Below are 23223 nucleotides of genomic sequence, written 5' to 3' on the forward strand. Positions count from 1 at the left end.
GATGGATGGGGGTGGGCGGCGCTGCCTATAGAGGCGGCATCGGCGGAGTCTAAGCGAGTCCGCGCCTAACGAACAACGCTCAGCATGGCACCGCAGTTCCTGACCGTGCGACTCTCCGCGCCGTCACCGTCCGTGTCACGTCCCGAACAGGTCTTGTTGGCCACTTCCCGTCCCTTGGCCCGGCGGGGTCAGGCCCAGGTGCGCCCAGGCGGCGGGCGTGGCGACGCGGCCGCGGGGGGTGCGGGCGAGCAGGCCCTCGCGCACCAGGAACGGCTCGGCCACCTCCTCGACCGTCTCGCGCTCCTCCCCCACCGCCACGGCCAGCGTGGACAGGCCGACCGGGCCGCCGCCGAAGAGCTTCAGGAGGGCTTCGAGCACCGCGCGGTCGAGGCGGTCGAGGCCGCGCGAGTCGACCTCGTACACCCCGAGGGCGGCGCCCGCGATCTCGCGGTTGATCACTCCGTCCGCCTTGACCTGCGCATAGTCCCGTACGCGGCGCAGCAGGCGGTTGGCGATGCGCGGGGTGCCCCGGGAGCGGCCCGCGATCTCGGCGGCGCCCGCGGTGTCGATCTCCACGTCGAGGAGGTGCGCCGAGCGGTGGATCACCCGCTCCAGCTCGGCCGGTTCGTAGAACTCCATGTGCGCGGTGAAGCCGAAGCGGTCGCGCAGCGGCGGCGGCAGGAGCCCCGCGCGCGTGGTGGCGCCGACCAGGGTGAACGGCGGCAGCTCCAAGGGGATGGCGGTGGCGCCGGGGCCCTTGCCGACGATGACGTCGACGCGGAAGTCCTCCATCGCCATGTACAGCATCTCCTCGGCGGGCCGGGACATGCGGTGGATCTCGTCGAGGAAGAGGACCTCGCCCTCCTGGAGCGAGGACAGGATCGCCGCGAGGTCGCCCGCGTGCTGGATGGCCGGGCCGCTGGTGATGCGGATCGGGGCGCCCATCTCGGCGGCGATGATCATCGACAGGGTGGTCTTGCCGAGGCCGGGGGCGCCGGAGAGCAGCACGTGGTCGGCGGTCGCGCCCCGGGCGCGGGCGGCGCGCAGGACCAGGTCGAGCTGCTCCCTGACCTTCTCCTGACCGATGAACTCACCCAGGTCCTTGGGGCGCAGGGCGGCCTCGACCGCCTGGTCCTCGCCGTCGGCGACGGCTTCCACCAGCCGCTCGGCGGCGGTGGCGGCCTCGGCGGTCGGGTCGTCCCAGTTCATGCGGTGTGCCTCGCGTAGCTCGTCGAAAGTCGTGCGGCCGTGGTGCGCGCCGGGGCGCGGGGCCGGGGGGCGGCGGGTGCGGTCAGCGGGTGCGGTTCAGCGTCTGCAGGGCGGCCTTGAGGAGCTGGCCCACCTGCGGGTTCCCCCCGGCGGCCGCGGCCTGCGGGGCGACGGCGGTGACGGCCTCGTCGGCCTCCCGGGTCGCGTACCCCAGGCCGATGAGCGCGGCGTGCAGCTGCTCGCGCCAGCCCTGGGTGACGGGGGTGCCGACGGCGGGGCCGCCGGTGCCGAGGGGCTCGCCGAGGCGGTCCTTCAGCTCCAGGAGCAGCTTCTGTGCGCCCTTCTTGCCGATGCCGGGCACGGCGGTGAGCGCCTTCTCGTCCCCGGTGGAGACCGCGCGCCGCAGGTCGTCGGGGCTGTGCACGGCGAGCATGGCCTGGGCCAGGCGCGGGCCGACGCCGCTGGCGGTCTGGAGCAGCTCGAAGGTCTGCCGCTCGTCGTCGTCGGCGAAGCCGTACAGCGTGAGGGAGTCCTCGCGGACGACCAGGGAGGTGGCCAGCTTGGCGGGCTTGCCGACGCGGAGCGTGGACAGCGTGGTGGGCGTGCACTGGACGGCCATGCCGATGCCGCCCACTTCGACCACGGCGGTGTCCGGGGCGAGGGCGGCGACCGGGCCGCTGACGAAGGCGATCATGCCGTACGGCCTTTCCTAGCGTGCAGGGCGTGGGCCTGCTGGAGTCTGTTCTGCGCGGGGGCGCGCCAGATGTGGCAGATGGCGAGCGCGAGGGCGTCGGCGGCGTCGGCGGGCTTGGGCGGCGCGTCAAGCCGGAGCAGCCGCGTCACCATGGCCCCGACCTGGGCCTTGTCGGCCCGGCCCGAGCCGGTCACGGCGGCCTTGACCTCGCTGGGGGTGTGCAGGGCGACCGGGATGCCGCGCCGCGACGCGCACAGCATGGCGACGGCGCTCGCCTGGGCCGTGCCCATGACCGTACGCACGTTGTGCTGGCTGAACACGCGCTCCACGGCGAGGACTTCGGGGCTGTGCGCGTCCAGCCAGTGCTCGATGCCCTCCTCGATGGCGACGAGGCGGCTGCCGAGCTCCGCGTCGGCGGGGGTGCGGACGACGCCGACGCCGCGCATCGTCAGCGGGCGGCCCGCGGCGCCCTCGACGACGCCGACACCGCACCGGGTCAGCCCCGGGTCGACCCCCAGTACCCGCACCTCGTCCCCCTCAGTCGATCGCCTGTTTGTGCAGGCTATCGGGTGTCGCTGACAAAGCGACGGGCCGACGGGGTGTGTCCCGTCGGCCCGTGTGCCCCGTCCGGTCAGGCGTCGACCTTCTCCATGACCTCGTCGGAGACGTCGAAGTTGGCGAAGACGTTCTGCACGTCGTCGCTGTCCTCCAGCGCGTCGATCAGCTTGAAGATCTTGCGCGCGCCGTCCTCGTCGAGCTCGATCTGCATGGTCGGGACGAAGTTGGCGTCCGCCGAGTCGTAGTCGATCCCGGCCTCCTGGAGCGCGGTGCGGACCGCGACCAGGTCGGTGGCCTCGCTGAGCACCTCGAAGGACTCACCCAGGTCGTTGACCTCTTCGGCGCCCGCGTCCAGGACGGCGCCCAGGACGTCGTCCTCGGAGAGCTCGCCCTTGGGGACGATCACGACGCCCTTGCGGTTGAACAGGTACGACACGGAGCCCGGGTCGGCCATGGAGCCGCCGTTGCGGGTCATGGCGACGCGGACCTCGGAGGCGGCGCGGTTGCGGTTGTCCGTCAGACACTCGATGAGCACCGCGACGCCGTTCGGGCCGTAGCCCTCGTACATGATCGTCTCGTAGTCGGCGCCGCCGGCCTCGAGGCCCGCGCCGCGCTTGAGCGCGGAGTCGATGTTCTTGTTGGGCACCGACTGCTTCTTGGCCTTCTGCACGGCGTCGAAGAGGGTCGGGTTGCCGTCCAGGTCGGCGCCGCCGGTGCGGGCCGCGACCTCGATGTTCTTGATCAGCTTCGCGAAGAGCTTGCCGCGCTTGGCGTCGATCACGGCCTTCTTGTGCTTCGTCGTAGCCCATTTAGAGTGGCCGGACATCTGCCTGTCTCCTTCGCGTAACCAACCTCGATAACGAACGTCAGAGATCCTACAAGGACCGCCGCCCCTGCTCGGCCCGGACCATGTCCACGAACAGTCCGTGCACCCTGTGGTCGCCCGTCAGTTCCGGGTGGAAGGACGTGGCGAGCGCGTTGCCCTGGCGTACGGCGACGATGTGACCGCCGTGCTCGGCGAGCACCTCGGTCTCCGCGCCGACCGACTCCACCCACGGGGCGCGGATGAAGACGCCCTCTACAGGGTCGCCCTCGACGCCCTTCATGTCGACCGCGCTCTCGAAGGACTCGTTCTGCCGCCCGAAGGCGTTGCGCCGCACGATCATGTCGATGCCGCCGATCGTCTCCTGGCCTGAGCGCGGGTCGAGGATCTTGTCGGCGAGCATGATCATGCCCGCGCAGGTGCCGTAGACCGGCATCCCGGCGCGCACGCGCGCGCGAAGGGGCTCAAGAAGGCCGAAGAGCACGGCCAGTTTGGAGATGGTGGTGGACTCGCCGCCGGGGATGACCAGGCCGTCGACCTCGGCGAGCTCCTCGGGGCGCCGGACCTGCCTGGCCACGGCGTCCGCCGCGGCCAGGGCGATCAAGTGCTCCCGTACGTCGCCCTGGAGGGCCAGGACGCCGATCACGGGTACGTCGTGCGCCATCGGTCACCAGCCGCGGTTCGCGTAGCGCTCGGCCTCGGGCAGGGTGTCGCAGTTGATGCCGACCATGGCCTCGCCGAGGTTGCGGGAGGCGTCCGCGATGACCTTGGGGTCGTCGTAGAAGGTGGTGGCCTTCACGATGGCGGCGGCGCGCTTGGCCGGGTCGCCGGACTTGAAGATGCCGGAGCCCACGAAGACGCCCTCGGCACCGAGCTGGCGCATCAGCGCGGCGTCGGCCGGGGTGGCGACGCCACCGGCGGAGAACAGCACGACCGGCAGCTTGCCGAGCTCGGCGGTCTCCTTGACCAGCTCGTACGGGGCGCGCAGCTCCTTGGCGGCGGCGTACAGCTCGTTGTTGTCGAAGCCGCGCAGCTTGGCGATCTCGTTCTTGATCTGGCGCAGGTGGCGCACGGCCTCGACGACGTTGCCGGTGCCCGCCTCGCCCTTGGAGCGGATCATGGCCGCGCCCTCGGCGATGCGGCGCAGGGCCTCGCCGAGGTTGGTGGCGCCGCACACGAAGGGGGTGGTGAAGGCGAACTTGTCGCTGTGGTTGACCTCGTCGGCCGGGGTGAGGACCTCGGACTCGTCGATGTAGTCGACGCCGAGCGACTGCAGGACCTGGGCCTCGACGAAGTGGCCGATGCGGGACTTGGCCATGACCGGGATGGAGACGGCCTCGATGATCTCTTCGATCATGTTCGGGTCGGACATCCGGGCCACGCCGCCGTCCTTGCGGATGTCGGCCGGGACCCGCTCCAGGGCCATGACGGCGACCGCGCCCGCGTCTTCGGCGATCTTCGCCTGCTCGGCGTTGACCACATCCATGATCACGCCGCCCTTGAGCTGCTCGGCCATGCCGCGCTTCACGCGGGCGGTGCCGGTGGCCGTGTTCTCGGCGGTCTGGGCGTTGCTGGAGAGCGTGCTGGACACGGGTTTGACCTCACTCGGTGGAGACTCGGTGGAAGCGAGCTGCTGAGAGCCGCGTGTGGCGATTCCGCCGCCTTGAGGAAACGCCTTGCGACCAGGCCACAGCAAGGGCCAATGGTGAGGTGGTGGATCGTTTTGCGGACCTCCGGTCCGCTCCGGTGACGGCGGTACGACGCTCGGTGACCGCCTCTCCGCAAGGCCGCGGCTCGGTCCGCGAGGGCCACCAGGGGCCCGTCGTCTAGGCCGTGGTCCGGTCCGCGCGAGCCACCAGGGGCTCGTCCTCTAGGCCGTGGTCCGGTCCGCGCGAGCCACCAGGGGCTCGTCCTCTAGGCCGTGGTCCGGTCCGCGAGGGCCACCGGGGGCTCGTCGTCCATCTCCACCGCCATCGGGAACGGCGCGTGCCCGGCCAGGCGGAACCAGCGCACCTTGCGGTGGCGGCGCAGCGCCCGGGCCGCGCGCACCGCGTCGTTGTGGAAGCGCCGCGCCATCGGCACCCGGCGCACGGCCGCGGCGAGCTCCCGCGTGGCCTCCTCGCCGCCCGGAGCCTCACGCACCGCCTCGACCTGCTGCGCCTCTCCGAAGACCGCGCGCAACGCCTGGCTCAGCTCGCTCTCGGCGACCTCGCGCTGCTCCTCCTCGGCCTGCCGGGCCGCGTGCGCCGCCTCGTACAGGACGATCGACGCGGCCGGATCGAGCACTCCGGAGGTGGCCAGTTCCTGGGCGACCGAGGCGCGGCGCAGCAGCTGCGCGTCGAGCGCGGCGCGGGCCGCGTCGATGCGCGCGTGCAGCCGGTCGAGACGGCCCGCGGTCCAGCTCAAGTAGAGGCCGATCGCGAACAGGGCGGCCGCGATCCAGATCAAAGTGGAGGTCACAGGCGCCTAGGCTACCGCCGGGGCCTGGCAGCGGTGACGGGCCGGGCCCTGGCGCCCCGTGCCTGCCTCAGCATCGCCCGAGCCCCCGGGGGATCCGCCCCCTGGCCCCCTGTTCATCGGCCTGCGGCCTCGTCCTCAGACGCCGGACGGGCTTGTTCTGCCCGCGCGGGCCACTGCGGCCTGTCCGGGCCTGTCGCCGAACACGGCGAGCCTGCGTGCCAGGCGCCGCGCCGACCCACCGGACAGGCCCTAGTCCCTGGCCAGGCCGAACCGGGCCCGCAGGCCCGTGCGGTCGTCCGCCGCGACCGCCGCCGCGCCGTCCGTCACCGTCTCGTACACCGACAGGATGTCCGCGCCGACCGTCGACCAGTCGAAGCGGCGCACGTGCTTGCTGCCCCGTTCGCGCAGCTCCTCGCGGCGCCGGGCGTCGCCGAGGAGGCGTACGGCGGCCTCCGCGAGGGAGTCCGCGTCCTCGTTCGCGAACAGGTCGCCCGCCGCGCCCTGGTCGAGGACCTGCGCGAAGGCGTCGAGGTCGCTGGCGAGCACCGGGGCGCCCGCCGACATCGCCTCGACGAGGATGATGCCGAAGCTCTCCCCGCCCGTGTTCGGCGCGACGTACACGTCGACGCTGCGCAGCAGCCGCGCCTTGTCCTCGTCGCTGACCATGCCGAGGAACTCCACGCGCTCGCGCAGCTCGGCCGGGAGCGAGGCCACGGCCTCCTCCTCGTCCCCGCGCCCGGCGACAAGGAGACGCGCCTCCGGGCACTCGGCGAAGATCCGGGGCAGCGCCCTCATCAGGACCGGCAGGCCCTTGCGGGGCTCGTCGATGCGGCCGATGAAGCCCATCGTCATGCCCTGCCACTCGGGCTTGGGCTCGGCCTCGGCGAAGAAGTCGACGTCCACGCCGTTGGGGATGACCACGGCGTCGCCGCCCAGGTGCTCGACCAGCGTGCGGCGGGCGTACTCGCTGACCGCGATGCGCGCGCTGATCTTCTCCAGGGCGGGCTGCAGGATCGGATACGCCGCGATCATGGCCCGCGAGCGCGGGTTGGACGTGTGGAACGTCGCCACGATCGGGCCCTGCGCCGCCCAGCAGGTCAGCAGGCCGAGGGAGGGCGACGTCGGCTCGTGGATGTGGATGACGTCGAAGGTGCCGTCGTGCAGCCAGCGGCGCACCCGCGCGGCCGACAGGAAGCCGAAGTTGAGCCGCGCCACCGAGCCGTTGTACGGAACCGGCACGGCACGCCCCGCCGACACCACGTACGGCGGCAGGGGGGTCTCGTCGTCCGCCGGGGCGAGGACCGAGACCTCGTGCCCCAGGCGGATGAGGTGCTCCGCCAGATCGCGGATGTGGAACTGGACGCCGCCCGGCACGTCCCACGAGTACGGGCAGACGATGCCGACCTTCACGGCGTCCCCTCGCCCCGGGGCCCGGCCGCCTCCCGCGCGCCCTCCGGCGACCGCGCGCCCTCCGGCGACCCCGCGCCCTGTGCCGACGGCGCGCGCCCCGCCGCGGAGGGCGCCTTCGCCGGATCCAGGTCCGCCAGCCACAGGCGCTGCAGCATGTGCCAGTCCTCCGGGTGCTCGGCGATGCCCGTGGCGAAGGCGTCGGCGAGGGCCTGCGTCATGGCGGCCGTCTTCTCCGCGCGGGTGCCCGTCGCGGGGACCTCCACGGGCGGGTGGACCCGGCCGCGCATCACCGGCGACGCGTCGTACCAGAGCGTCACCGGCAGGAGCAGCGCGCCCGTCTGCTGGGCGAGCGCGGCGGGTCCCGCGGGCATCCGCGCGCTCTCGCCGAAGAACGTCACCTCGACGCCGGACGCCGACAGGTCCCGGTCGGCGACGAGGCAGACGAGCCCGCCCGCGCGCAGCCGCCGGGCCAGCGTGCCGAAGGCCGAGCCGCCGGTGTGCGGCAGGACCTCCATGCCCAGACCGCTGCGGTAGGCCACGAAGCGGTCGTACAGGGACTCGGGCTTCTGCCGCTCCTGCACGGTCGTGAACGGCGTCTTGAGCTTCGTGGTGACCCAGGCGCCCGCCAGGTCCCAGTTGCCCAGGTGCGGCAGGGCGAGGATGACGCCCCTGCCGCTGTCCAGGCCGTCGGTCAGATGGTGCAGGTCCTGGGGCGCGAAGCCGTTCTTGATGCGGTCCTCGCTCCACGCCGGAAGCCGGAAGGACTCCATCCAGTAGCGCATGTACGACCGCATGCCCGCCTTGGACAGCTCCGCGAGGCGCTGCGGCGTGGCGTCGGGCACCACGCGCGCGTAGTTGGCCTCCAGGCGCAGCACGCCCTTGCCGCGCCGCTTCCACGCGAGGTCCGCGATGCCGCGCCCCAGGCGCACGGCGGTGGGCTCGGGAAGCTTCTTGACGGTGCTCCAGCCCACTCCGTACAGCGCGTCCGTCAGCTTCTCCGCGGCGCGGCTCATGAAGCGGTCCCGCTCCGCTGGGCGCCGTCCCGCGCGGCCTCGGCGTCCGCCTCCGCGGACTCGCGGCGCACGGTCACCACGCGCTGCACGAGCGTGACGAGACTGCCGACGGCCACGATCCACAGGGCCACGGGCAGCAGCACGTCGATGCCCGGAACCCCGAACTTGTGCAGACCGGCGAAGCCCGCGGCGACCAGCGAGATCACCAGCCGCTCGGCGCGCTCCACCAGGCCGTTCACCGCCACGGGCAGGCCGATGGCCTCGCCGCGCGCCTTCGTGTACGACACCACCTGGCCGCTGGCCAGGCAGAAGATCGAGACCGCGCACAGGACGTTGTCGTCACCCGAGCCCGCGTACCAGAGCGCGAAGCCGCCGAAGATCGCGCCGTCGGCGACCCGGTCGAGCGTCGAGTCGAGGAACGCGCCCCAGCGGCTGGAGCGGCCGAGCTGACGCGCCATGTTGCCGTCGACGAGGTCGGAGAACACGAACAGCGTGATGACGACCGTGCCCCAGAAGAACTCCCCGCGGGGGTAGAAGACCAGCGCTCCCGCCATCACTCCGGCCGTACCGATGAGCGTGACCGTGTCGGGGCTGACCCCGCGACGGATGAGAAACGCGGCGAACGGCGTGAGGACACGCGTGAAAAACGCACGCGCGTACTTGTTCAGCATGGCCTTCCCGAGGGTCGGTGCGCACGGCGGCCCCGTTGGCCACCGGCTGGCCCATCGTAGTCACGCCCCGGACACGGCGGCTCGCCCCCTCACGATCGCGTACGACGTATGGACGCACAGTGACGCAAGTGGAAAGCTCGAAAGCACCGCGGGCGTCGTCGGAGCCGCCCCCGCACGCGGTTCCCGCGTGTCCGCGCTGAAGCCAGCATCCCCGAGGGGGCTGTGCCTCCTCACCACGCACGTAACCGGGAGGCCAAGGCATGGGCGACAAGGCGAACGCACACCCCGGAGCCGCCGGCAGGGCAGCGACGGCCGACCATCCCGCGTCCGTACGGAATGTGGTGCTGGTCGGCCACAGCGGATCGGGCAAGACGACCCTGGTGGAGGCCCTCGCGCTGACCGCGGGGGCGGTGAACCGGGCAGGCCGCGTGGAGGACGGCACCGCGGTCTCCGACTACGACGAGATCGAGCACCGGCAGCAGCGCTCGGTCCAGCTGTCCCTCGTCCCCGTCGAATGGGGCGGCTACAAGATCAACATCCTGGATACCCCCGGCTACGCCGACTTCGTCGGAGAGCTGAGGGCCGGTCTGCGCGCGGCGGACGCGGCCCTCTTCGTCGTCTCGGCTGCCGAGGGCGCCGAGGGCATCACCGGCGCCACCCGCATGGTCTGGGAGGAGTGCGCCGCCGTCGGCATGCCCCGGGCCATCGTCGTCACCCACCTGGAATCCGCCCGCGCGGACTTCACCCAGATGACCCGCACCTGCGCCGAGGCCTTCGGCGCCGACGACCCCGACGCCGTCCTGCCGCTCTACCTGCCGCTGCACGGCGAGACGGGACCCGACGGCCACGCACCCGTCACCGGACTCATCGGACTGCTCTCCCAGCGCGTGTACGACTACGCGTCGGGCGAACGCAAGGAGTCCGAGCCGGGCGCCGACCAGCTGCCCGCCGTCGAGGAGGCGCGCAACAAGCTCATCGAGGGCATCATCGCCGAGAGCGAGGACGAGTCCCTCATGGACCGCTACCTCAGCGGCGAGGAGATCGACTTCAAGACCCTCGTGGACGACCTGGAGCGGGCCGTCGCCCGCGGCATCTTCCACCCGGTGCTCGCCGCCGCCCCGGCCGCCGAGGGCGCCCGCCAGGGCATCGGCACCGTCGAGCTCCTGGAACTGATCACCGGCGGCTTCCCGACCCCCCTGGAGCACCCCGCGCCCACCGTCACCACCCCCGACGGCGCCCCCCGGCCCGCCCTCACCTGCGACCCCGAAGGCCCCCTGGTCGCCGAGGTCGTCAAGACGGCGTCCGACCCGTACGTCGGCCGGATCTCGCTGGTCCGCGTCTTCTCCGGCACCCTCCGCCCCGACGAGACCGTGCACGTCTCCGGGCACGGCCTCGCCGACCGCGGCCACGAGGACCACGACGTCGACGAGCGCGTCGGCGCCCTCTCCGCCCCCTTCGGCAAACAGCAGCGCACCCTCTCCCAGGCCATCGCGGGCGACCTCGCCTGCGTCGCCAAGCTCAACCGCGCGGAGACCGGCGACACCCTCTCCGCCAAGGAGACCCCGCTCCTCATGGCGCCCTGGGACATGCCCGACCCGCTCCTGCCCCTCGCCATCCAGGCCCACAGCAAGGCCGACGAGGACAAGCTCTCCCAGGGCCTGTCCCGCCTCGTCGCCGAGGACCCCACCATGCGGCTCGAACAGAACCAGGACACCCACCAGGTCGTCCTGTGGTGTCTCGGCGAGGCCCACGCCGACGTGGCCCTGGAACGGCTGCGCAGCCGCTACGGCGTCCAGGTCGACGTCATCCCGCACAAGGTCTCCCTGCGCGAGACCTTCGCGGGCAAGGCCGCGGGCCGCGGCCGCCACGTCAAACAGTCCGGCGGCCACGGCCAGTACGCCATCTGCGAGATCGAGGTCGAGCCGCTGCCCGGCGGCAGCGGCATCGAGTTCGTCGACAAGGTCGTCGGCGGGGCCGTGCCCCGGCAGTTCATCCCCTCCGTGGAGAAGGGCGTCCGCGCCCAGGCCGCCAAGGGCGTCGCGGCGGGCTACGCCCTCATCGACGTACGCGTCACGCTCCTCGACGGCAAGGCCCACTCCGTGGACTCCTCCGACGCCGCCTTCCAGACCGCCGGCGCCCTCGCCCTGCGCGAAGCCGCCGCAGGCACCACCATCCACCTCCTCGAACCCGTCGCCGACGTCCAGGTCCTCATCTCCGACGAGCACGTGGGCGCGGTCATGAGCGACCTGTCGGGCCGCCGCGGCCGCGTCGTCGGCACCGAACAGGCACCCGGCGGACGCACCCTCGTCCGCGCGGAGGTGCCCGAGATCGAGATCGGCCGCTACGCCGTCGACCTCAGGTCACTGTCCCAGGGCACGGCCCGCTTCAGCCGCAGCTACGCCCGGCACGAACCCATGCCCCCGCAGCTGGCCCAGAGGATCCGCGAACAGGCCCAGGACTCCGCCTAGTTGGGCCCCACTGGCCGAATGCCGCCCGCTCCGGCTCCCCCTCGCGGGCGGCATTCGACCGACCCCTGACGGATGTCGGTGGGCCCCGATACGCTGATGACCTGATCAACAGCCGTACCGGCCAGGTCAACAGGTGTGCCGGGCCGCGCAGTCGGGAAACAACGCAATCGGGAAGGGCCGCGGCGGTCAGCGACGCGGCGATGGGGGCGGCAGGTGGCGGACGACGCATTCGACTTCAGGCCAGGGGCCCAGGTACCACTCTCCGGCGCCGCCGGACAGACCGCGGCCACCCACGCCCTGGCCTCCGCGGCATACCGCGACGGCGAGGTCGACGAGATCCTCAAGGCCAACAGCGACTGGCACAAGTCCGTGGTGAAACCGGGCCTGTGGTCGCTGTTCAAGCCGAGCCTCGGCGAAGCCTTCGCCAGAACCGTCCAGGTGCGGATGCTCGGCGGCGCCCGCAGCCCCCTCATCCAGGCCTTCGGCATCGACCCCCAGTCGGTCGTCGAGCACTGCCTGGCCGCCACCGGCATCCGCCGCCACCGCGACAGCTGGCTCACCCTCGTCATGGCCGTGTGCGGACTGCTCTTCCTGCCCGGCCTGTTCGCCTGGCTGCTCGTCTTCACCGCCCGCCGCTGGATCACCAAGCAGAAGGACAAGCGCACCCAGGCGATCGCCACGGCCCTCCTCGTGGCCATCGGCGTCGTCGTGGTCATCCTCCTCGTCAAACTGCCCTTCGGCGGCCTCCTGGCCTGGTATCTGCGCCTGTGCCCCGTCGTCCCCGTGATCGGCTGGTTCTGGGCCAAGCACATAGCCGAAGGCACCGCCAAGGACCTGCGCGAGCGGTGGAGCGCCCTCCTCTCCGGCGGCGGCATCGGCGCGAAGATCCCCGAAGCCGTCCCCGGCAGCCCCGGCGACGCCTCCGCCGAGCGCCTGCGCCAGGGCCTCGCCCGCCTCTCCGCCGAGCAGCAGAGCAACTCCGTCTTCTACGCGGGCCCCAAGGGAATACTGGGCATGGGCACCCGCTGGGGCAGCTGGCAGCTCGCCGAGGAGCTCGTCCCCCGCGAGGACGGCAAGGAGATCAACCCCTTCCGCAGCTGGGACGTCGTACGAGCGGTGCACGACCAGCTCCGCATGCTCGAGCGCGGCCCGCTGCACACCGGCGGCTTCACCACCCCGTCGATAAGGCACTGGATCGTCACCCCCGTCGGGGAGAACGCGAGCTCAGTCTCCCGCCCCTCCGGCACGGACGTCGAGGCCTTCCAGATCAAGGGCCACGAAATACAGCGCATCTGCAACGAACAGCAGTTCGGCAGCGGCGACCGCCACTATCTGGGCGTGCAGTTCACCCTCTGGGACGGCCAGCTCGTCATCACCATGCTGATCACGGTGACCGTGCTGCACGAGACCCTGCGCATCGAAGTCACCGGCCACGCCCTCGGCCCCGTGCACTCGCTCTTCACCAGCAAGCCCTCGCCCAAGACCAAGACGGTCAGCAAGACCATCAAGTTCTGGGAGACCACCACGCGCAGCCTCCCGCTCGTCGACGCCCAGGAAGTGGTGCGCCTCGCCGTCCGCGCCCCCTTCACCTGGTACCCGCCGATCCTGGACTACCTCGGCGGCAAGCTCGTCCTGCCCGAGCCCTTCGGCCTGCGCCACGCCTGGGCGGACAAGCCCTGGCGGCACCGCTTCATGGCCGACGACGCGCTGCGCGCCGCCACCCCGGTCCTGCGCGTCGTCCACACGGCCGCCATCAAGGTCCTGGAGGAGAACGGCGTGAACACCGACCGCTTCAGCGGCCGCGCCACGTTCCTCAGCGGCGCGATCCAGGACCCGATGCCGCGCCAGGCGGACGTCTACGGCGCGTAAGCGCTCCGCTGGAATTGCCACGATGGGCCGTCGGTTGGCTGCCGGTCCATCGTGGCTGGTCGCGCCCACGCGGCGGAGCCGCATGTCGATACCGCCCCGCGCCCCTTCGGGGCGCTGCCCTACACCGCGGGCCACGCCTTCGCGAGCATCGCGCGGGTGTCCGCGAGCAGCTGCGGCAGGACCTTCGTGTGCCCGACGACGGGCATGAAGTTCGTGTCCCCGCCCCAGCGCGGCACGATGTGCTGGTGCAGGTGCGCGGCGATGCCCGCGCCCGCGACCGTGCCCTGGTTCATGCCCAGATTGAAGCCGTGCGCGCCCGAGGCCGTACGCAGCGCCGTCATCGCCTGCTTGGTCAGCTCGGCCAGCTCCAGCGTCTCGGGACCCGTCAGCTCCGTGTAGTCCGCGACGTGCCGGTACGGGACCGTCATCAGGTGCCCGCCGTTGTACGGGTAGAGGTTGAGCACCGCGTACACGTGCTCGCCCCGCTTGAGCACGAGGCCGTCCTCGTCCGACTTGGCCGGGATGGAGCAGAACGGGCAACCGTCGTCGGCCCCCGAACCGGTCGGCTTGTTCTCGCCTTGGATGTACGCCATCCGGTGGGGCGTCCACAGGCGCTGGAACGCGTCCTGCGTCCCCACTCCGATCTGCTGCTCCGGCTCAGTCGTCATGGTGGCCAGCATATTCGCCACCGCGAGTACGACGAGGGGCGGCCCCGAACGGGACCGCCCCTCGCCGTCGGCCTGTGCCGCGCCCGTGCGTCAGATCTGGGTGCGCTCCTCGACGACCTTCAGGATCTTGGCGATGGCCTCGTCGACAGGGATGCCATTCTCCTGCGAGCCGTCGCGGTAGCGGAAGGACACCGCGCCCGCGTTCATGTCGTCGTCGCCGACGATCACCATGAACGGCACCTTGGACTTCTGCGCGTTCCTGATCTTCTTCTGCATCCGGTCCGAAGAGGCGTCCACCTCGACCCGAAGGCCGTGCTTCTTCGCCTCCTCCGCGAACTCCTGGAGGTACGGCACGTGCGCGTCCCCGACCGGGATGCCCACGGCCTGCACCGGCGCGAGCCACGCCGGGAACGCGCCCGCGTAGTGCTCAAGAAGCACGCCGAAGAACCGCTCGATACTTCCGAACAAGGCCCTGTGCAGCATGACCGGCTGCTGCTTGGTGCCGTCCGCGGCGGTGTACTCAAGCCCGAACCGCTTGGGCTGGTTGAAGTCCACCTGGAGGGTCGACATCTGCCAGGACCGGCCGATCGCGTCACGCGCCTGGACGGAGATCTTCGGCCCGTAGTACGCGGCCCCGCCCGGGTCAGGGACCAGCGGCAGGCCCTGCTTCTCGGCAGCCGCGCGCAGCGCCTCCGTGGCCTCGGCCCAGTCCTCGTCCGAGCCGATGAACTTGTCGGAGTCGTCGCGGGTGGACAGCTCCAGCTCGAACTCGTTCAGACCGTAGTCGCGCAGCAGGTCAAGGACGAAGGTGAGGAGCTTGTCCAGCTCCTCCGCCATCTGCTCCTTGGTGCAGTAGATGTGTGAGTCGTCCTGGGTGAACCCCCGCGAGCGGGTCAGGCCGTGCACGACGCCCGACTTCTCGTAGCGGTACACAGTGCCGAATTCGAAGAGCCTCAAAGGCAATTCGCGGTAGGACCGGCCGCGCGACTTGAAGATCAGGTTGTGCATCGGGCAGTTCATCGCCTTGAGGCGGTAGTTCTGCTCGTCGAACTCGATCGCCGGGAACATGCCCTCCGCGTAGTGCGGCAGGTGCCCCGAGGTCTCGAAGAGCTTCTCCTTCGAGATGTGCGGGGTGTTCACGAACTCGTAGCCCGAGTCCTCGTGGCGCTTGCGGGAGTAGTCCTCCATCACCTTGCGGATCACGCCGCCCTTGGGGTGGAAGACCGCGAGGCCCGGGCCCAGCTCCTCCGGGAAGGAGAACAGGTCCAGCTCGGCACCGAGCTTGCGATGGTCGCGCTTCTCGGCCTCCGCGAGGAACTCCAGGTGCGCCTTCAGCTCGTCCTTGGACGGCCACGCGGTGCCGTAGATGCGCTGGAGCTGCGGGTTCTTCTCGCTGCCGCGCCAGTACGCGGCGGCGGAGCGCATCAGCTTGAACGCCGGGATGTTCCGGGTGGTGGGCAGGTGCGGACCCCGGCAGAGGTCCTTCCAGCACAGCTCGCCGGTCTTGGCGTCCAGGTTGTCGTAGATCGTCAGCTCGCCCGCGCCCACCTCGGCGTCGGCGCCGTCGGCGGCCTGCGCGGCGTTGCCCTTGAGGCCGATGAGCTCCAGCTTGTACGGCTCGTCGGCCAGCTCGACGCGGGCGTCGTCGTCGGTGGTGACGCGGCGCGAGAAGCGCTGGCCCCGCTTCTGGATCTCCTGCATCTTCTTCTCGATGCGCTTGAGGTCCTCGGGGGTGAAGGGCTCCTTGACGTCGAAGTCGTAGTAGAAGCCGTCCCGGATGGGCGGACCGATGCCGAGCTTGGCGTCGGGGAAGAGGTCCTGCACGGCCTGGGCCATGACGTGCGCGGCGGAGTGGCGCAGGATGTTCAGGCCGTCCTCGGAGGAGATCTCGACGGGCTCGACCTCCTCGCCGTCCTGGACGGCGTACGCGAGGTCCTTCAGCTCGCCGCCGACGCGGGCGGCCACGATGGTGCGCTCGCCCGCGAAGAGCTCGGCGGCCGTGGTGCCCGTGGTCACCACGCGCTCTTCCCGCTCGGAATCGCGTTGGATGATCACACGGACGTCTGACACCGGTCTCTCCTGTCTGAGGGGGTGCGGCAGGTCCTCGCCTGCACGCGCAACGAATCGTACCGAGCCCCGGGGGCCCACCGCGAAACGGTTGTCCGCGGGCGGGGGCCCGCTGCCCGCCCTCAGTCGGTGCCGCACGCCTCCTCGAAGAAGTCGAGGTTCTCCTGGAGCGACTTCAGCAGCCGGTCCCGGTCGGCGTCGTCGACCTGTACCGGCACCACCTGCGTGGCCCCGGTGAGCCTGCGGAAGCCGCCGCGGCTCTCCAGGCGGCCGTGCACCCGGATCGGCAGCCCGACCAGATGGGCATGGCCCGCGACGCGGTACGCCTCCTCGTCGAGGGACATCCGCACGTGCGGGACCTCGGCGCCCGCGAGCACCCGTACCCGCACCGTGCCCGTGCCGCGCGGCCCCGAGCGCCGCATGCGCACCACGGCCCCGGTGATCCGCACCGGCACGGACGGCTCGTCGCGCAGATAGCGGGCCCCGGCCTCGCGCAGGACGGCGAGGTCGCCCGGGGAGAACTCGACGGGCTCGGTGGTGGCCGCGCAGCCCTCGGGCACGCCCGCCGCGGGCGACCACTCGACGTGGACGCGGGCGCCCTCGGTGCCGCGCACGAGGGAGACGATGGCCTCGACCAGCTCGTGGCTGACGCCTGCCTCGACGGCGGTGTCGAAGGCGTCCATGCCGCCGGTGGCCCGCTGGTAGTCGACGGCCTCGCGGGCCGCGTACAGCGCCTGGTGCAGCCGTACGGCCAGTGGCCGGGCCGCGGAGACCGGTACGAAGGCGGTGAGGCGGCGCCCGCCCGGCGCGGGTCCCACGAGGATGTTCTCCAGGGACGCGGCGGCGGGGCGGCGGTGCCGGGCGCCGTAGTACCCGGCGCGCTCGCGCGCGGCGAGGGCCCCGGCCAGGAGCATCTGCCGGGCGGCGGCGCGCAGGTGCTCCTCGGCGGTCCAGGAGGCGGTGCCCGCGGGGCCGCCGGGGACGTCGCGCCACCAGCGGATCTCGTCGCTGGGTACGGCGAGCGACACGAGTACGTCGCGGGCCGATGGCGCGGAGCTGCGGGTGAGGGCGGTGAGGGCTTCGCCGATGAGGTCGTCGCTGTCGGGGAAGGCGCGGTTCTCGGGGACGAGGAGGCTGGTGCCGCGGGCGGCGGGGCCCGGCGGGGTCCAGCGGGAGTAGCGTCCGGGGGCGCCGCCGCGGCGCCGCCAGCCGTGCCGGTGGAGGAGGGCGACGAGCACGGCGGGGTCGACGTGGCCGGGGTCGGGCGGCTCTGACCAGACGTCGGGGGTGGTGGAGGCGTCGGCGGGGCGGGGCCGTACGCCGCGGAGTGTCCGTACGGCGTGCGCGGCGGCCGGGCCGTCGTCGCGTACGGAGGCTGGGTCGTCGATCGGGCGGTGCATCAGGGTCTCCCTCCCGTGCCGACGCGCGTCATGATCTCGCAGAGTGCGCGGTCGTCGAAGATCCGTGCGGTGGGCACGCGGACGGTGGTCCTCCGTCTGCCGGTGACGGGGTGTCCGGCGAGGTTGGTCCAGTAGCAGCAGTGCCGCAGGTCGAGGCGGTCGTGGCCGGCGCGCAGCCAGTCGTCCTGGGACCGGGGCACGAGCATGACCACCAGTATTTTGTGCACCGATACGGGGGTGCGGGCGAGCTTCTCCAGGTGGGCGTTGTCCAGGGTGAAGGAGAAGGTGGGGCCCTTGGGGTGGGGCGGGATCTGGTAGGTGCACTTGAGCTGCACCTTGATGGTGACCTCGTCGTCGACGGTGTGGCCGGGGGCGCTGTGGCTGACGTGCCAGTCGATGCCGTTGTCCGGAAAGGGCTGGGAGAGGGAGCAGCCGGCCGCCGCCGCGACCGCGTGCAGATAGCCCACCTGAAGGGTCTCCATGCAGGCAGTGGTGGCGAGTGTGCCGCGCGGCGGTGCGATCCGCTCGGGCAGCAGCCCGCCCTGTTCGGGCTGCGCGAGCGCCATGTCCTGAAAGCCTTCCGAACGGGTGGAGTACGCGCTTGAGCCGTCAACCACCCGGCTCCGTACCTGTGTTGTCTCCTGGGCGGGTTCGGCGCAAACGGCCCGGGTATCACCTGCCTGAGGCAGGAGCGGAGGTCAACTGCCACATCTGAACGAGGAGTTGCGTCGGGATGACGTGCTGGTACGAGGGGCCCTTGGCCGCATTCGACACGGAGACGACGGGTGTCGACGTGGAGACCGACCGAATAGTGTCGGCCGCCGTCGTCGTGCAGAACGGCGCGGGGGCCCGCCCGCGAGTGACACGCTGGCTGGTGAATCCGGGGGTGCCGGTGCCGGCGGCGGCGACGGCGGTGCACGGCCTGACCCAGGACCATCTGGAGCGCAACGGCCGCTGGCCGGCGCCGGTGATGGAGGAGATGGGCAGGGAGCTGGCCGAGCAGGGAGCGGCGGGGCGGCCGCTGGTGGTGATGAACGCGCCGTTCGATCTGACGCTCCTGGACCGGGAGTTGCGCAGGCACCGCGCCTCGTCGCTCGCGCGCTATGTGGGCGGCTCGCCGCTGTGCGTGCTCGATCCGCGGGTCCTGGACCGGCATCTGGACCGGTACCGCAAGGGGCGGCGCACCTTGTCGGACCTGTGCGAGCTCTATGGGGTGGAGCTGAGCGGCGCCCATGACGCGGCGGCCGACGCGCAGGCGGCGATGGACCTCGTCCGTGCCCTGGGCCGTCGCTTCTCGGCGCGCCTGGACCGGCTGTCCCCCGCCGAGCTGCATACGTTGCAGGCGGTGTGGCACGCGGCGCAGGCGCGCGGGTTGCAGACGTGGTTCGCGCGCGGCGGGTCGGCGGAGACGGTGGACCCGGCGTGGCCGCTGCGGCCCGAACTGCCCGCGGCCGCTTGAGGCCTGACGGGCCCGGGGCATGAAAAAGCCGGTCCGTCTGTGACGGACCGGCATTCTCCGGGTGGGCGATACTGGGTTCGAACCAGTGACCTCTTCGGTGTGAACGAAGCGCTCTCCCACTGAGCTAATCGCCCGGGAACGCACTGAACAATACAGGTCCGGGCGCCGATCCTTCAAACCGCCCGCCCGTCCGCCGACCGGGGCCCCTCAGGGGCGTGCCGTGTGCGGCCCTTCCTGGTCGAGGCGGGCGGCGAGGCCGCGGCTTCCGGCGCGCATCATCAGGGCGTGGTTGAGGAGGAGGAGCGGCCTACCGGGCACGGCGAGGCGGCGCAGCAGGGGTTTGCGTACGTCGACTTCCTGGTCGTAGTGCGCGCGGGTGCCGCCGTCGGGTGCGGGGGTCAGGGTCCAGCGGGCCCAGCCGTCGAGGTCGCCGCTCATGGTGATGGCGAGAACGCCGTGCTCGGGGTCCCGGCTCCGCTCGCGGGCGGTGATCACCAGGTCGTAGGGCAGGAGGGAGCGGAAGCGCGCGGTGCCGCTGTGGTCGTCGAGGGGGGTGACCTCGCGGACCTGGGGCCACCAGGCGGGGTAGTCCTGGACGCGTTCGAGCGCGGCGTAGACGACGGCGGGCTCGGCGCGCAGATTCCATAGGCTGCGGAAGCGGTAATGGCACCAGTCCATGGCTTCAAGTCTGCCGCCGGGGCCGCGATCCGTGCGCCGGTTTCCGACGAGGCGTCAACTCGAAGAAATAGGAAGCAGTTATTCCGGACGGTTCGGGGCGGTCCGCGAATTCCATGAAAGGGCGTCAAATACGACAGTGGCCCGGAGGCTGTTTCCAGCCTCCGGGCCACAATCCCGGGTGGGCGATACTGGGTTCGAACCAGTGACCTCTTCGGTGTGAACGAAGCGCTCTCCCACTGAGCTAATCGCCCGGGCGCAGAGAGAACATTACCCCATGTCAGAGGGTGCTTGTGACCACCTGACCGGGCACGTCCCCGGCGGGCTCGCGGAGCCCGCCGGGGTGCTGCTCACTGATCGTTGATCTTCCAGGGCATCTCGAGGCCGTACTTCCAGAGGTAGACCCCGGCGAGGGCTCCGACGATCACCAGGCCGATCACCGTGAGGATGATGTTGCGGCGGCGCACCTTGGGGTCGAGTGCGCGCTGTGCCGCCTCGGTGACCTTCCGTTTCGTCCAGCGGAGCACCAGCTGCGCCCAGACGAACTCGGTCGCCCAGATCGCCATGCCGCAGAAGATCACCACCCAGCCGGGTCCTGGCAGCGGCAGCATGATGATGCCCACGACCACGACCGCGAGCCCGACGATGAAGACGCCGACCTGCCAGCTCAGGTGCAGTGCGCGGCGCGCCTTGACGAACTCGGGCGCCCGCGACCCGAAGGGCTTCTCGGGCTTGGCCGTGCCCGCCGCGCCCTCGGTCGCCTGGGCCACCGGCGGCTCGTTACTCCCCGTATTCATGCCGCCAAACCCTACCGGACGGAAACCCGTCACCGGAATGGCCGTACGAACCAATCGGACAGTCCGCCATACGAGCCACCTAAAGACACCCAAAACTCTCAGAGGGGTTTACAACGGCACCGTAGGTGGCATGTCGATTTCGCCGACGTGCGAATCCCCGAGCGCACACTGAGCGAAAGGCCTTGGCGCTTATGAACACCACGGTCAGCTGCGAGCTGCACCTGCGCCTCGTTGTGTCGAGCGAGTCCTCACTGCCTGTACCCGCGGGACTGCGGTATGACACGGCCGATCCCTATGCCGTGCACGCCACCTTCCACACCGGAGCCGAGGAGACCGTCGAGTGGGTGTTCGCCCGCGACCTCCTCGCCGAGGGCCTGCACCGGCCCACCGGCACCGGCGACGTCCGAGTCTGGCCGTCCCGCAGCCACGGTCAGGGCGTCGTCTGCATCGCCCTGAGCTCCCCCGAGGGTGAGGCCCTGCTCGAAGCCCCGGCGCGGGCCCTGGAATCGTTCCTGAAGCGGACCGACGCGGCCGTGCCGCCCGGCACCGAACACCGTCACTTCGATCTCGACACGGAGCTCTCGCACATTTTGGCCGAAAGCTAGTCCGGCCCGTCCGGGAGCCGCCCAGCGCCGTCCGACTCGGGGAGACGGCGTGGGTACGACAACGACATAGCAGGCACAGCAGACACCGGCGCCGGTGCCGCGGTACTCCGCGGCTCCGGCGCCGTGGCGCGTAGGGCGTGAGCCGCTAGCATCGGCCAGCATCAGGCGGGCGCCCGCCCGACCCTCATCAGGCCAGGGAGCGAATCGTGCTGATCACCCATGACACCAGGTGCGCGCTCGACGCCGTGGTCGATCTGGTGAACTCCGCGCCGGACGACCCGGACGACGAGGGCGGTGGCAACGCCGAGGGCCTGGCGGACGTCGCGGCCCTGCGCGCGTTCGTACGCGACCACTCCATCAGTGACGTCGGGACGCTCACGGAGCGGGACCTGGCGGCCGTGCACCGCGTCCGCAGCCGCTTCGCCGAGGTCTTCGCGGCCGCCGAGGCGCACCTCACGGCGTCCCTCCTGAACGACCTGGTGGCCGCCGCGGGCACGACGCCGCGGCTGACCGATCACGACGGCTACGACTGGCACGTGCACTACTTCGCCCCGGGCGCCTCGGTCGCCGACCACCTGGCGGCGGACTGCGGGATGGCCCTCGCCTTCTTCGTCGTCGCGGGCGAGCAGGAGCGGCTGCGGCGCTGCGAGGCACCGGACTGCCGCCGCGCCTTCATCGACCTGTCCCGCAACCGCTCGCGCCGCTACTGCGACAGCCGCACCTGCGGCAACCGTCTGCACGTCGCCGCCTACCGGGCCCGGCGCCGGGAGGCGGCGGGCCAGGAGCGGGGCGCGCAGGACGAGGTGGCGCGCGAACACCTGGAGCAGGAGCCTGTGGGACGGGAACTACAGCAGGAACAGGTCGTGCAGTGAGGCCATGAGCAGGAGGCAGCCGATCACCGCCAGGAAGATCATCAGCGGGGGCTGGGAGAGGGCGAAGAGGCAGCCTCGCGGCTCGTCGGCGGTTCCGTGCCCGTCGGGCGGGGCGGGTTCGCTCTGTGTGGTGGTGTCCAGCATCTCGCCGTGATGATGGCGCAGCGCGCACACCCGCGCTGACCAACACGCACGATCACAGCGGCAGTTCGCCGCATTCCGTGACCTTGGTGGGCCCGGCGCGCCGCACCTGCGAGCGGTGTCCGTGGATACGCTCGAACCGGCGACCCCTCCGGGTGACGCCCGGCGCGCGAGCCGTCCGGCTCAGCCGCCGGGTGCCGGGTGGCTTCGGCTCATATGCCGTGCTTCTTGAGGATGGCCTCGATGTCGCTGAAGTCCTCCGCGGGGGCCGCCGCCTTCTTCGGCTTGGCCGCGGGCCTCGCGCCCGCGCCGAGGGAGGGGGCGGAGGCCGCGGGGGCGACCGCGTCGCGCTGGGCCGCCTTGGCCGCCGCCTTGCGCTCCTTGCGGGTGCCTCCGGAGCGGCGCTCCGCCGAGCGCGTGCCCATGAACAGCAGCCAGGCCGTGCCGAGGACGCCGAAGCCCGCCCAGGCGACCGGGCTGAAGGCGGTCTCGGCCGCCCATTCGACGGCGCCCGTCATGACCAGGCCGAGCGGGACGAGGGCATAGGCGGCGAGGCGGGCCGCGGCGAGGAAGCGCTTGCGGTACGCGGTGACGGCGGCTATGCCGAGGCCGGCCGCGGCTACGGCGGAGCAGATGGTCTCGGCAATCATCCCGGTCCTCCAGGCGTGCGGGTGTGGTGCGGTCGCGCGGGCACGGTGTGGTCACGCTTGTCCCTTCCATCCTGCACCTGGCCGGGGGCTCGTAGCCATGTCGTACGAGGACATCAGGGAGATATCCGGGTCGGCCCTCCTCCCCAGGTGCCGGTCGGCGGGCGGTCGCCTGGGAGACTGTGCGCATGAGTGACTCTTCCCCCACCAGCCCCGCCAGCCCCGTCGTCATCGAGGTCTGGTGCGAGCTGCAGTGCCCCGACTGCCGCACCGCCCTGGACGACGTGCGTGCCCTGCGGGAGCGCTACGGCGACCGCGCCGAGCTGCGGCTGCGCCACTTCCCGCTGGAGAAGCACCGGCACTCCTTCGCCGCCGCGCAGGCCGCCGAGGAGGCCGTGGAGCAGGGCAAGGGCTGGGAGTACGTCGAGGCGGTCCTGGCCCGGGTCGAGGACCTGGACCGTAAGGGAGAGCCCCTCCTGGTGGAGGTGGCGCGGGAACTCGGCCTGGACGCGGAGGAGTTCGACACCGCCCTGGTGGACGGGCGGCACATCCTGATCGTCGACGCCGACCAGGCCGAGGGCAAGGCCATCGGAGTCACCGGGACGCCGACGTACGTGGTGGGCGGTGAGCGCCTGGACGGCGGCAAGAGCCAGGACGGCCTGCGCGAGCGCGTCGAGGAGATCACCGACCGGCTGCTCGCCCAGGGCTGACAGGCAG

At 71.7% G+C, this 23223-nt stretch carries 23 protein-coding genes, 2 tRNA genes and 1 pseudogene; 6 read left to right on the forward strand and 20 right to left on the reverse strand.

The window, feature by feature from the left end; all coding sequences use genetic code 11:
• Positions 1-135: 135 nt before the first annotated feature.
• The 10 genes from ruvB to pgsA form a co-directional block, all read right to left on the reverse strand.
• A complete protein-coding gene (gene ruvB / locus ACIG3E_RS30070) occupies positions 136-1209 on the reverse strand; it encodes a Holliday junction branch migration DNA helicase RuvB (RefSeq protein WP_399622697.1) in 1074 nt (357 codons plus the stop codon).
• Between the two features lie 82 nt (positions 1210-1291).
• On the reverse strand, positions 1292-1903 hold the full coding sequence (gene ruvA / locus ACIG3E_RS30075) for a Holliday junction branch migration protein RuvA (RefSeq protein ID WP_399622699.1): 612 nt from the start codon (positions 1901-1903) through the stop codon (positions 1292-1294).
• The gene (ruvC, locus tag ACIG3E_RS30080) at positions 1900-2430 is read right to left on the reverse strand and encodes a crossover junction endodeoxyribonuclease RuvC (protein ID WP_399622701.1); all 531 of its coding nucleotides are present in this window, start codon (positions 2428-2430) and stop codon (positions 1900-1902) included. Before ruvC ends, ruvA begins: the two co-directional genes overlap by 4 nt.
• Before the next feature lie 104 nt (positions 2431-2534).
• Entirely contained in the window at positions 2535-3287 is a 753-nt protein-coding gene (locus tag ACIG3E_RS30085) for a YebC/PmpR family DNA-binding transcriptional regulator (RefSeq protein WP_030681062.1), read from the reverse strand.
• 49 nt (positions 3288-3336) lie between these two features.
• Complete coding sequence (pdxT, locus tag ACIG3E_RS30090) at positions 3337-3948, reverse strand: pyridoxal 5'-phosphate synthase glutaminase subunit PdxT (protein ID WP_399622703.1); 612 nt, start codon at positions 3946-3948, stop codon at positions 3337-3339.
• 3 nt (positions 3949-3951) lie between these two features.
• Positions 3952-4875 carry a pyridoxal 5'-phosphate synthase lyase subunit PdxS gene (pdxS, locus tag ACIG3E_RS30095; protein ID WP_138958594.1) on the reverse strand — a complete coding sequence of 308 codons (924 nt, stop codon included), beginning with the start codon at positions 4873-4875 and terminating at the stop codon, positions 3952-3954.
• A 323-nt stretch (positions 4876-5198) separates the two neighbouring features.
• Positions 5199-5744 carry a hypothetical protein gene (locus ACIG3E_RS30100; protein ID WP_399622705.1) on the reverse strand — a complete coding sequence of 182 codons (546 nt, stop codon included), beginning with the start codon at positions 5742-5744 and terminating at the stop codon, positions 5199-5201.
• A gap of 249 nt (positions 5745-5993) precedes the next feature.
• Positions 5994-7154 carry a glycosyltransferase family 4 protein gene (locus ACIG3E_RS30105; RefSeq protein WP_399622706.1) on the reverse strand — a complete coding sequence of 387 codons (1161 nt, stop codon included), beginning with the start codon at positions 7152-7154 and terminating at the stop codon, positions 5994-5996.
• Positions 7151-8167, reverse strand: coding sequence for a phosphatidylinositol mannoside acyltransferase (locus ACIG3E_RS30110; protein WP_399622708.1), 1017 nt, complete (start codon positions 8165-8167; stop codon positions 7151-7153). Before ACIG3E_RS30110 ends, ACIG3E_RS30105 begins: the two co-directional genes overlap by 4 nt.
• Positions 8164-8838 (reverse strand): phosphatidylinositol phosphate synthase, encoded by a 675-nt coding sequence (gene pgsA, locus ACIG3E_RS30115; RefSeq protein WP_399622710.1) that lies wholly within the window; start codon positions 8836-8838, stop codon positions 8164-8166. Before pgsA ends, ACIG3E_RS30110 begins: the two co-directional genes overlap by 4 nt.
• A 260-nt stretch (positions 8839-9098) precedes the next feature.
• Between pgsA and ACIG3E_RS30120 the strand changes: the two genes are divergently transcribed.
• Both ACIG3E_RS30120 and ACIG3E_RS30125 read left to right on the forward strand, forming a co-directional pair.
• A complete protein-coding gene (locus tag ACIG3E_RS30120; protein ID WP_399622712.1) occupies positions 9099-11306 on the forward strand; it encodes an elongation factor G-like protein EF-G2 in 2208 nt (735 codons plus the stop codon).
• A gap of 213 nt (positions 11307-11519) precedes the next feature.
• A complete protein-coding gene (locus ACIG3E_RS30125; protein WP_399622714.1) occupies positions 11520-13175 on the forward strand; it encodes a hypothetical protein in 1656 nt (551 codons plus the stop codon).
• Positions 13176-13294: 119 nt separating this feature from the next.
• On the opposite strand, the gene ACIG3E_RS30130 is transcribed toward ACIG3E_RS30125, so the two are convergent.
• The 4 genes from ACIG3E_RS30130 to ACIG3E_RS30145 all read right to left on the reverse strand — a co-directional run bounded on the left by ACIG3E_RS30130 (position 13295) and on the right by ACIG3E_RS30145 (position 17876).
• Complete coding sequence (locus ACIG3E_RS30130; RefSeq protein WP_399622716.1) at positions 13295-13855, reverse strand: HIT family protein; 561 nt, start codon at positions 13853-13855, stop codon at positions 13295-13297.
• Between the two features lie 78 nt (positions 13856-13933).
• On the reverse strand, positions 13934-15913 hold the full coding sequence (thrS, locus tag ACIG3E_RS30135; protein ID WP_399622718.1) for a threonine--tRNA ligase: 1980 nt from the start codon (positions 15911-15913) through the stop codon (positions 13934-13936).
• 119 nt (positions 15914-16032) lie between these two features.
• A complete protein-coding gene (locus ACIG3E_RS30140) occupies positions 16033-17313 on the reverse strand; it encodes a hypothetical protein (RefSeq protein ID WP_399622862.1) in 1281 nt (426 codons plus the stop codon).
• Complete coding sequence (locus ACIG3E_RS30145; RefSeq protein WP_399622720.1) at positions 17310-17876, reverse strand: DUF4365 domain-containing protein; 567 nt, start codon at positions 17874-17876, stop codon at positions 17310-17312. Before ACIG3E_RS30145 ends, ACIG3E_RS30140 begins: the two co-directional genes overlap by 4 nt.
• A 167-nt stretch (positions 17877-18043) precedes the next feature.
• Here ACIG3E_RS30145 and ACIG3E_RS30150 point away from each other — a divergent pair, with 167 nt between their 5' ends.
• Positions 18044-18769, forward strand: a complete 726-nt coding sequence (locus tag ACIG3E_RS30150; protein ID WP_399622722.1) for a 3'-5' exonuclease — start codon at positions 18044-18046, stop codon at positions 18767-18769.
• Between the two features lie 62 nt (positions 18770-18831).
• On the opposite strand, the gene ACIG3E_RS30155 is transcribed toward ACIG3E_RS30150, so the two are convergent.
• The 4 genes from ACIG3E_RS30155 to ACIG3E_RS30170 form a co-directional block, all read right to left on the reverse strand.
• Positions 18832-18903: transfer RNA gene (locus ACIG3E_RS30155), tRNA-Val, on the reverse strand.
• A gap of 73 nt (positions 18904-18976) precedes the next feature.
• The gene (locus ACIG3E_RS30160) at positions 18977-19447 is read right to left on the reverse strand and encodes an SRPBCC family protein (RefSeq protein WP_399622724.1); all 471 of its coding nucleotides are present in this window, start codon (positions 19445-19447) and stop codon (positions 18977-18979) included.
• A gap of 179 nt (positions 19448-19626) precedes the next feature.
• Positions 19627-19698: transfer RNA gene (locus ACIG3E_RS30165), tRNA-Val, on the reverse strand.
• 96 nt (positions 19699-19794) lie between these two features.
• On the reverse strand, positions 19795-20241 hold the full coding sequence (locus ACIG3E_RS30170; protein WP_399622726.1) for a TIGR02611 family protein: 447 nt from the start codon (positions 20239-20241) through the stop codon (positions 19795-19797).
• Positions 20242-20432: 191 nt separating this feature from the next.
• On the opposite strand from ACIG3E_RS30170, the gene ACIG3E_RS30175 reads away from it, so the two are divergent.
• On the forward strand, positions 20433-20846 hold the full coding sequence (locus ACIG3E_RS30175; RefSeq protein WP_003959770.1) for an SsgA family sporulation/cell division regulator: 414 nt from the start codon (positions 20433-20435) through the stop codon (positions 20844-20846).
• A gap of 206 nt (positions 20847-21052) precedes the next feature.
• A pseudogene (locus ACIG3E_RS30180) lies at positions 21053-21625 on the forward strand (CGNR zinc finger domain-containing protein); the annotation flags it as partial.
• 66 nt (positions 21626-21691) lie between these two features.
• On the opposite strand, the gene ACIG3E_RS30185 reads toward ACIG3E_RS30180, so the two are convergent.
• Positions 21692-21862, reverse strand: a complete 171-nt coding sequence (locus ACIG3E_RS30185; protein WP_170316395.1) for a hypothetical protein — start codon at positions 21860-21862, stop codon at positions 21692-21694.
• Between the two features lie 209 nt (positions 21863-22071).
• Positions 22072-22509, reverse strand: a complete 438-nt coding sequence (locus tag ACIG3E_RS30190) for a hypothetical protein (RefSeq protein ID WP_242715591.1) — start codon at positions 22507-22509, stop codon at positions 22072-22074.
• 185 nt (positions 22510-22694) lie between these two features.
• On the opposite strand from ACIG3E_RS30190, the gene ACIG3E_RS30195 reads away from it, so the two are divergent.
• The gene (locus ACIG3E_RS30195; RefSeq protein WP_399622729.1) at positions 22695-23216 is read left to right on the forward strand and encodes a DsbA family protein; all 522 of its coding nucleotides are present in this window, start codon (positions 22695-22697) and stop codon (positions 23214-23216) included.
• Positions 23217-23223: the final 7 nt, after the last annotated feature.

The organism is Streptomyces sp. NPDC053474, assembly GCF_044544845.1.
In the GTDB taxonomy this organism is placed as follows: domain Bacteria; phylum Actinomycetota; class Actinomycetes; order Streptomycetales; family Streptomycetaceae; genus Streptomyces.

Coding starts and splice junctions, on each gene's coding strand:
- ruvB (WP_399622697.1), bottom strand. CDS start 1,209: ATGAACTGGGACGACCCGACCGCCGAGGCCGCCACCGCCGCCGAGCGG.
- ruvA (WP_399622699.1), bottom strand. CDS start 1,903: ATGATCGCCTTCGTCAGCGGCCCGGTCGCCGCCCTCGCCCCGGACACC.
- ACIG3E_RS30085 (WP_030681062.1), bottom strand. CDS start 3,287: ATGTCCGGCCACTCTAAATGGGCTACGACGAAGCACAAGAAGGCCGTG.
- pdxT (WP_399622703.1), bottom strand. CDS start 3,948: ATGGCGCACGACGTACCCGTGATCGGCGTCCTGGCCCTCCAGGGCGAC.
- ACIG3E_RS30110 (WP_399622708.1), bottom strand. CDS start 8,167: ATGAGCCGCGCCGCGGAGAAGCTGACGGACGCGCTGTACGGAGTGGGC.
- pgsA (WP_399622710.1), bottom strand. CDS start 8,838: ATGCTGAACAAGTACGCGCGTGCGTTTTTCACGCGTGTCCTCACGCCG.
- ACIG3E_RS30120 (WP_399622712.1), top strand. CDS start 9,099: ATGGGCGACAAGGCGAACGCACACCCCGGAGCCGCCGGCAGGGCAGCG.
- ACIG3E_RS30130 (WP_399622716.1), bottom strand. CDS start 13,855: ATGCTGGCCACCATGACGACTGAGCCGGAGCAGCAGATCGGAGTGGGG.
- ACIG3E_RS30145 (WP_399622720.1), bottom strand. CDS start 17,876: ATGGCGCTCGCGCAGCCCGAACAGGGCGGGCTGCTGCCCGAGCGGATC.
- ACIG3E_RS30150 (WP_399622722.1), top strand. CDS start 18,044: ATGACGTGCTGGTACGAGGGGCCCTTGGCCGCATTCGACACGGAGACG.
- ACIG3E_RS30160 (WP_399622724.1), bottom strand. CDS start 19,447: ATGGACTGGTGCCATTACCGCTTCCGCAGCCTATGGAATCTGCGCGCC.
- ACIG3E_RS30170 (WP_399622726.1), bottom strand. CDS start 20,241: ATGAATACGGGGAGTAACGAGCCGCCGGTGGCCCAGGCGACCGAGGGC.
- ACIG3E_RS30175 (WP_003959770.1), top strand. CDS start 20,433: ATGAACACCACGGTCAGCTGCGAGCTGCACCTGCGCCTCGTTGTGTCG.
- ACIG3E_RS30185 (WP_170316395.1), bottom strand. CDS start 21,862: ATGCTGGACACCACCACACAGAGCGAACCCGCCCCGCCCGACGGGCAC.
- ACIG3E_RS30190 (WP_242715591.1), bottom strand. CDS start 22,509: ATGATTGCCGAGACCATCTGCTCCGCCGTAGCCGCGGCCGGCCTCGGC.
- ACIG3E_RS30195 (WP_399622729.1), top strand. CDS start 22,695: ATGAGTGACTCTTCCCCCACCAGCCCCGCCAGCCCCGTCGTCATCGAG.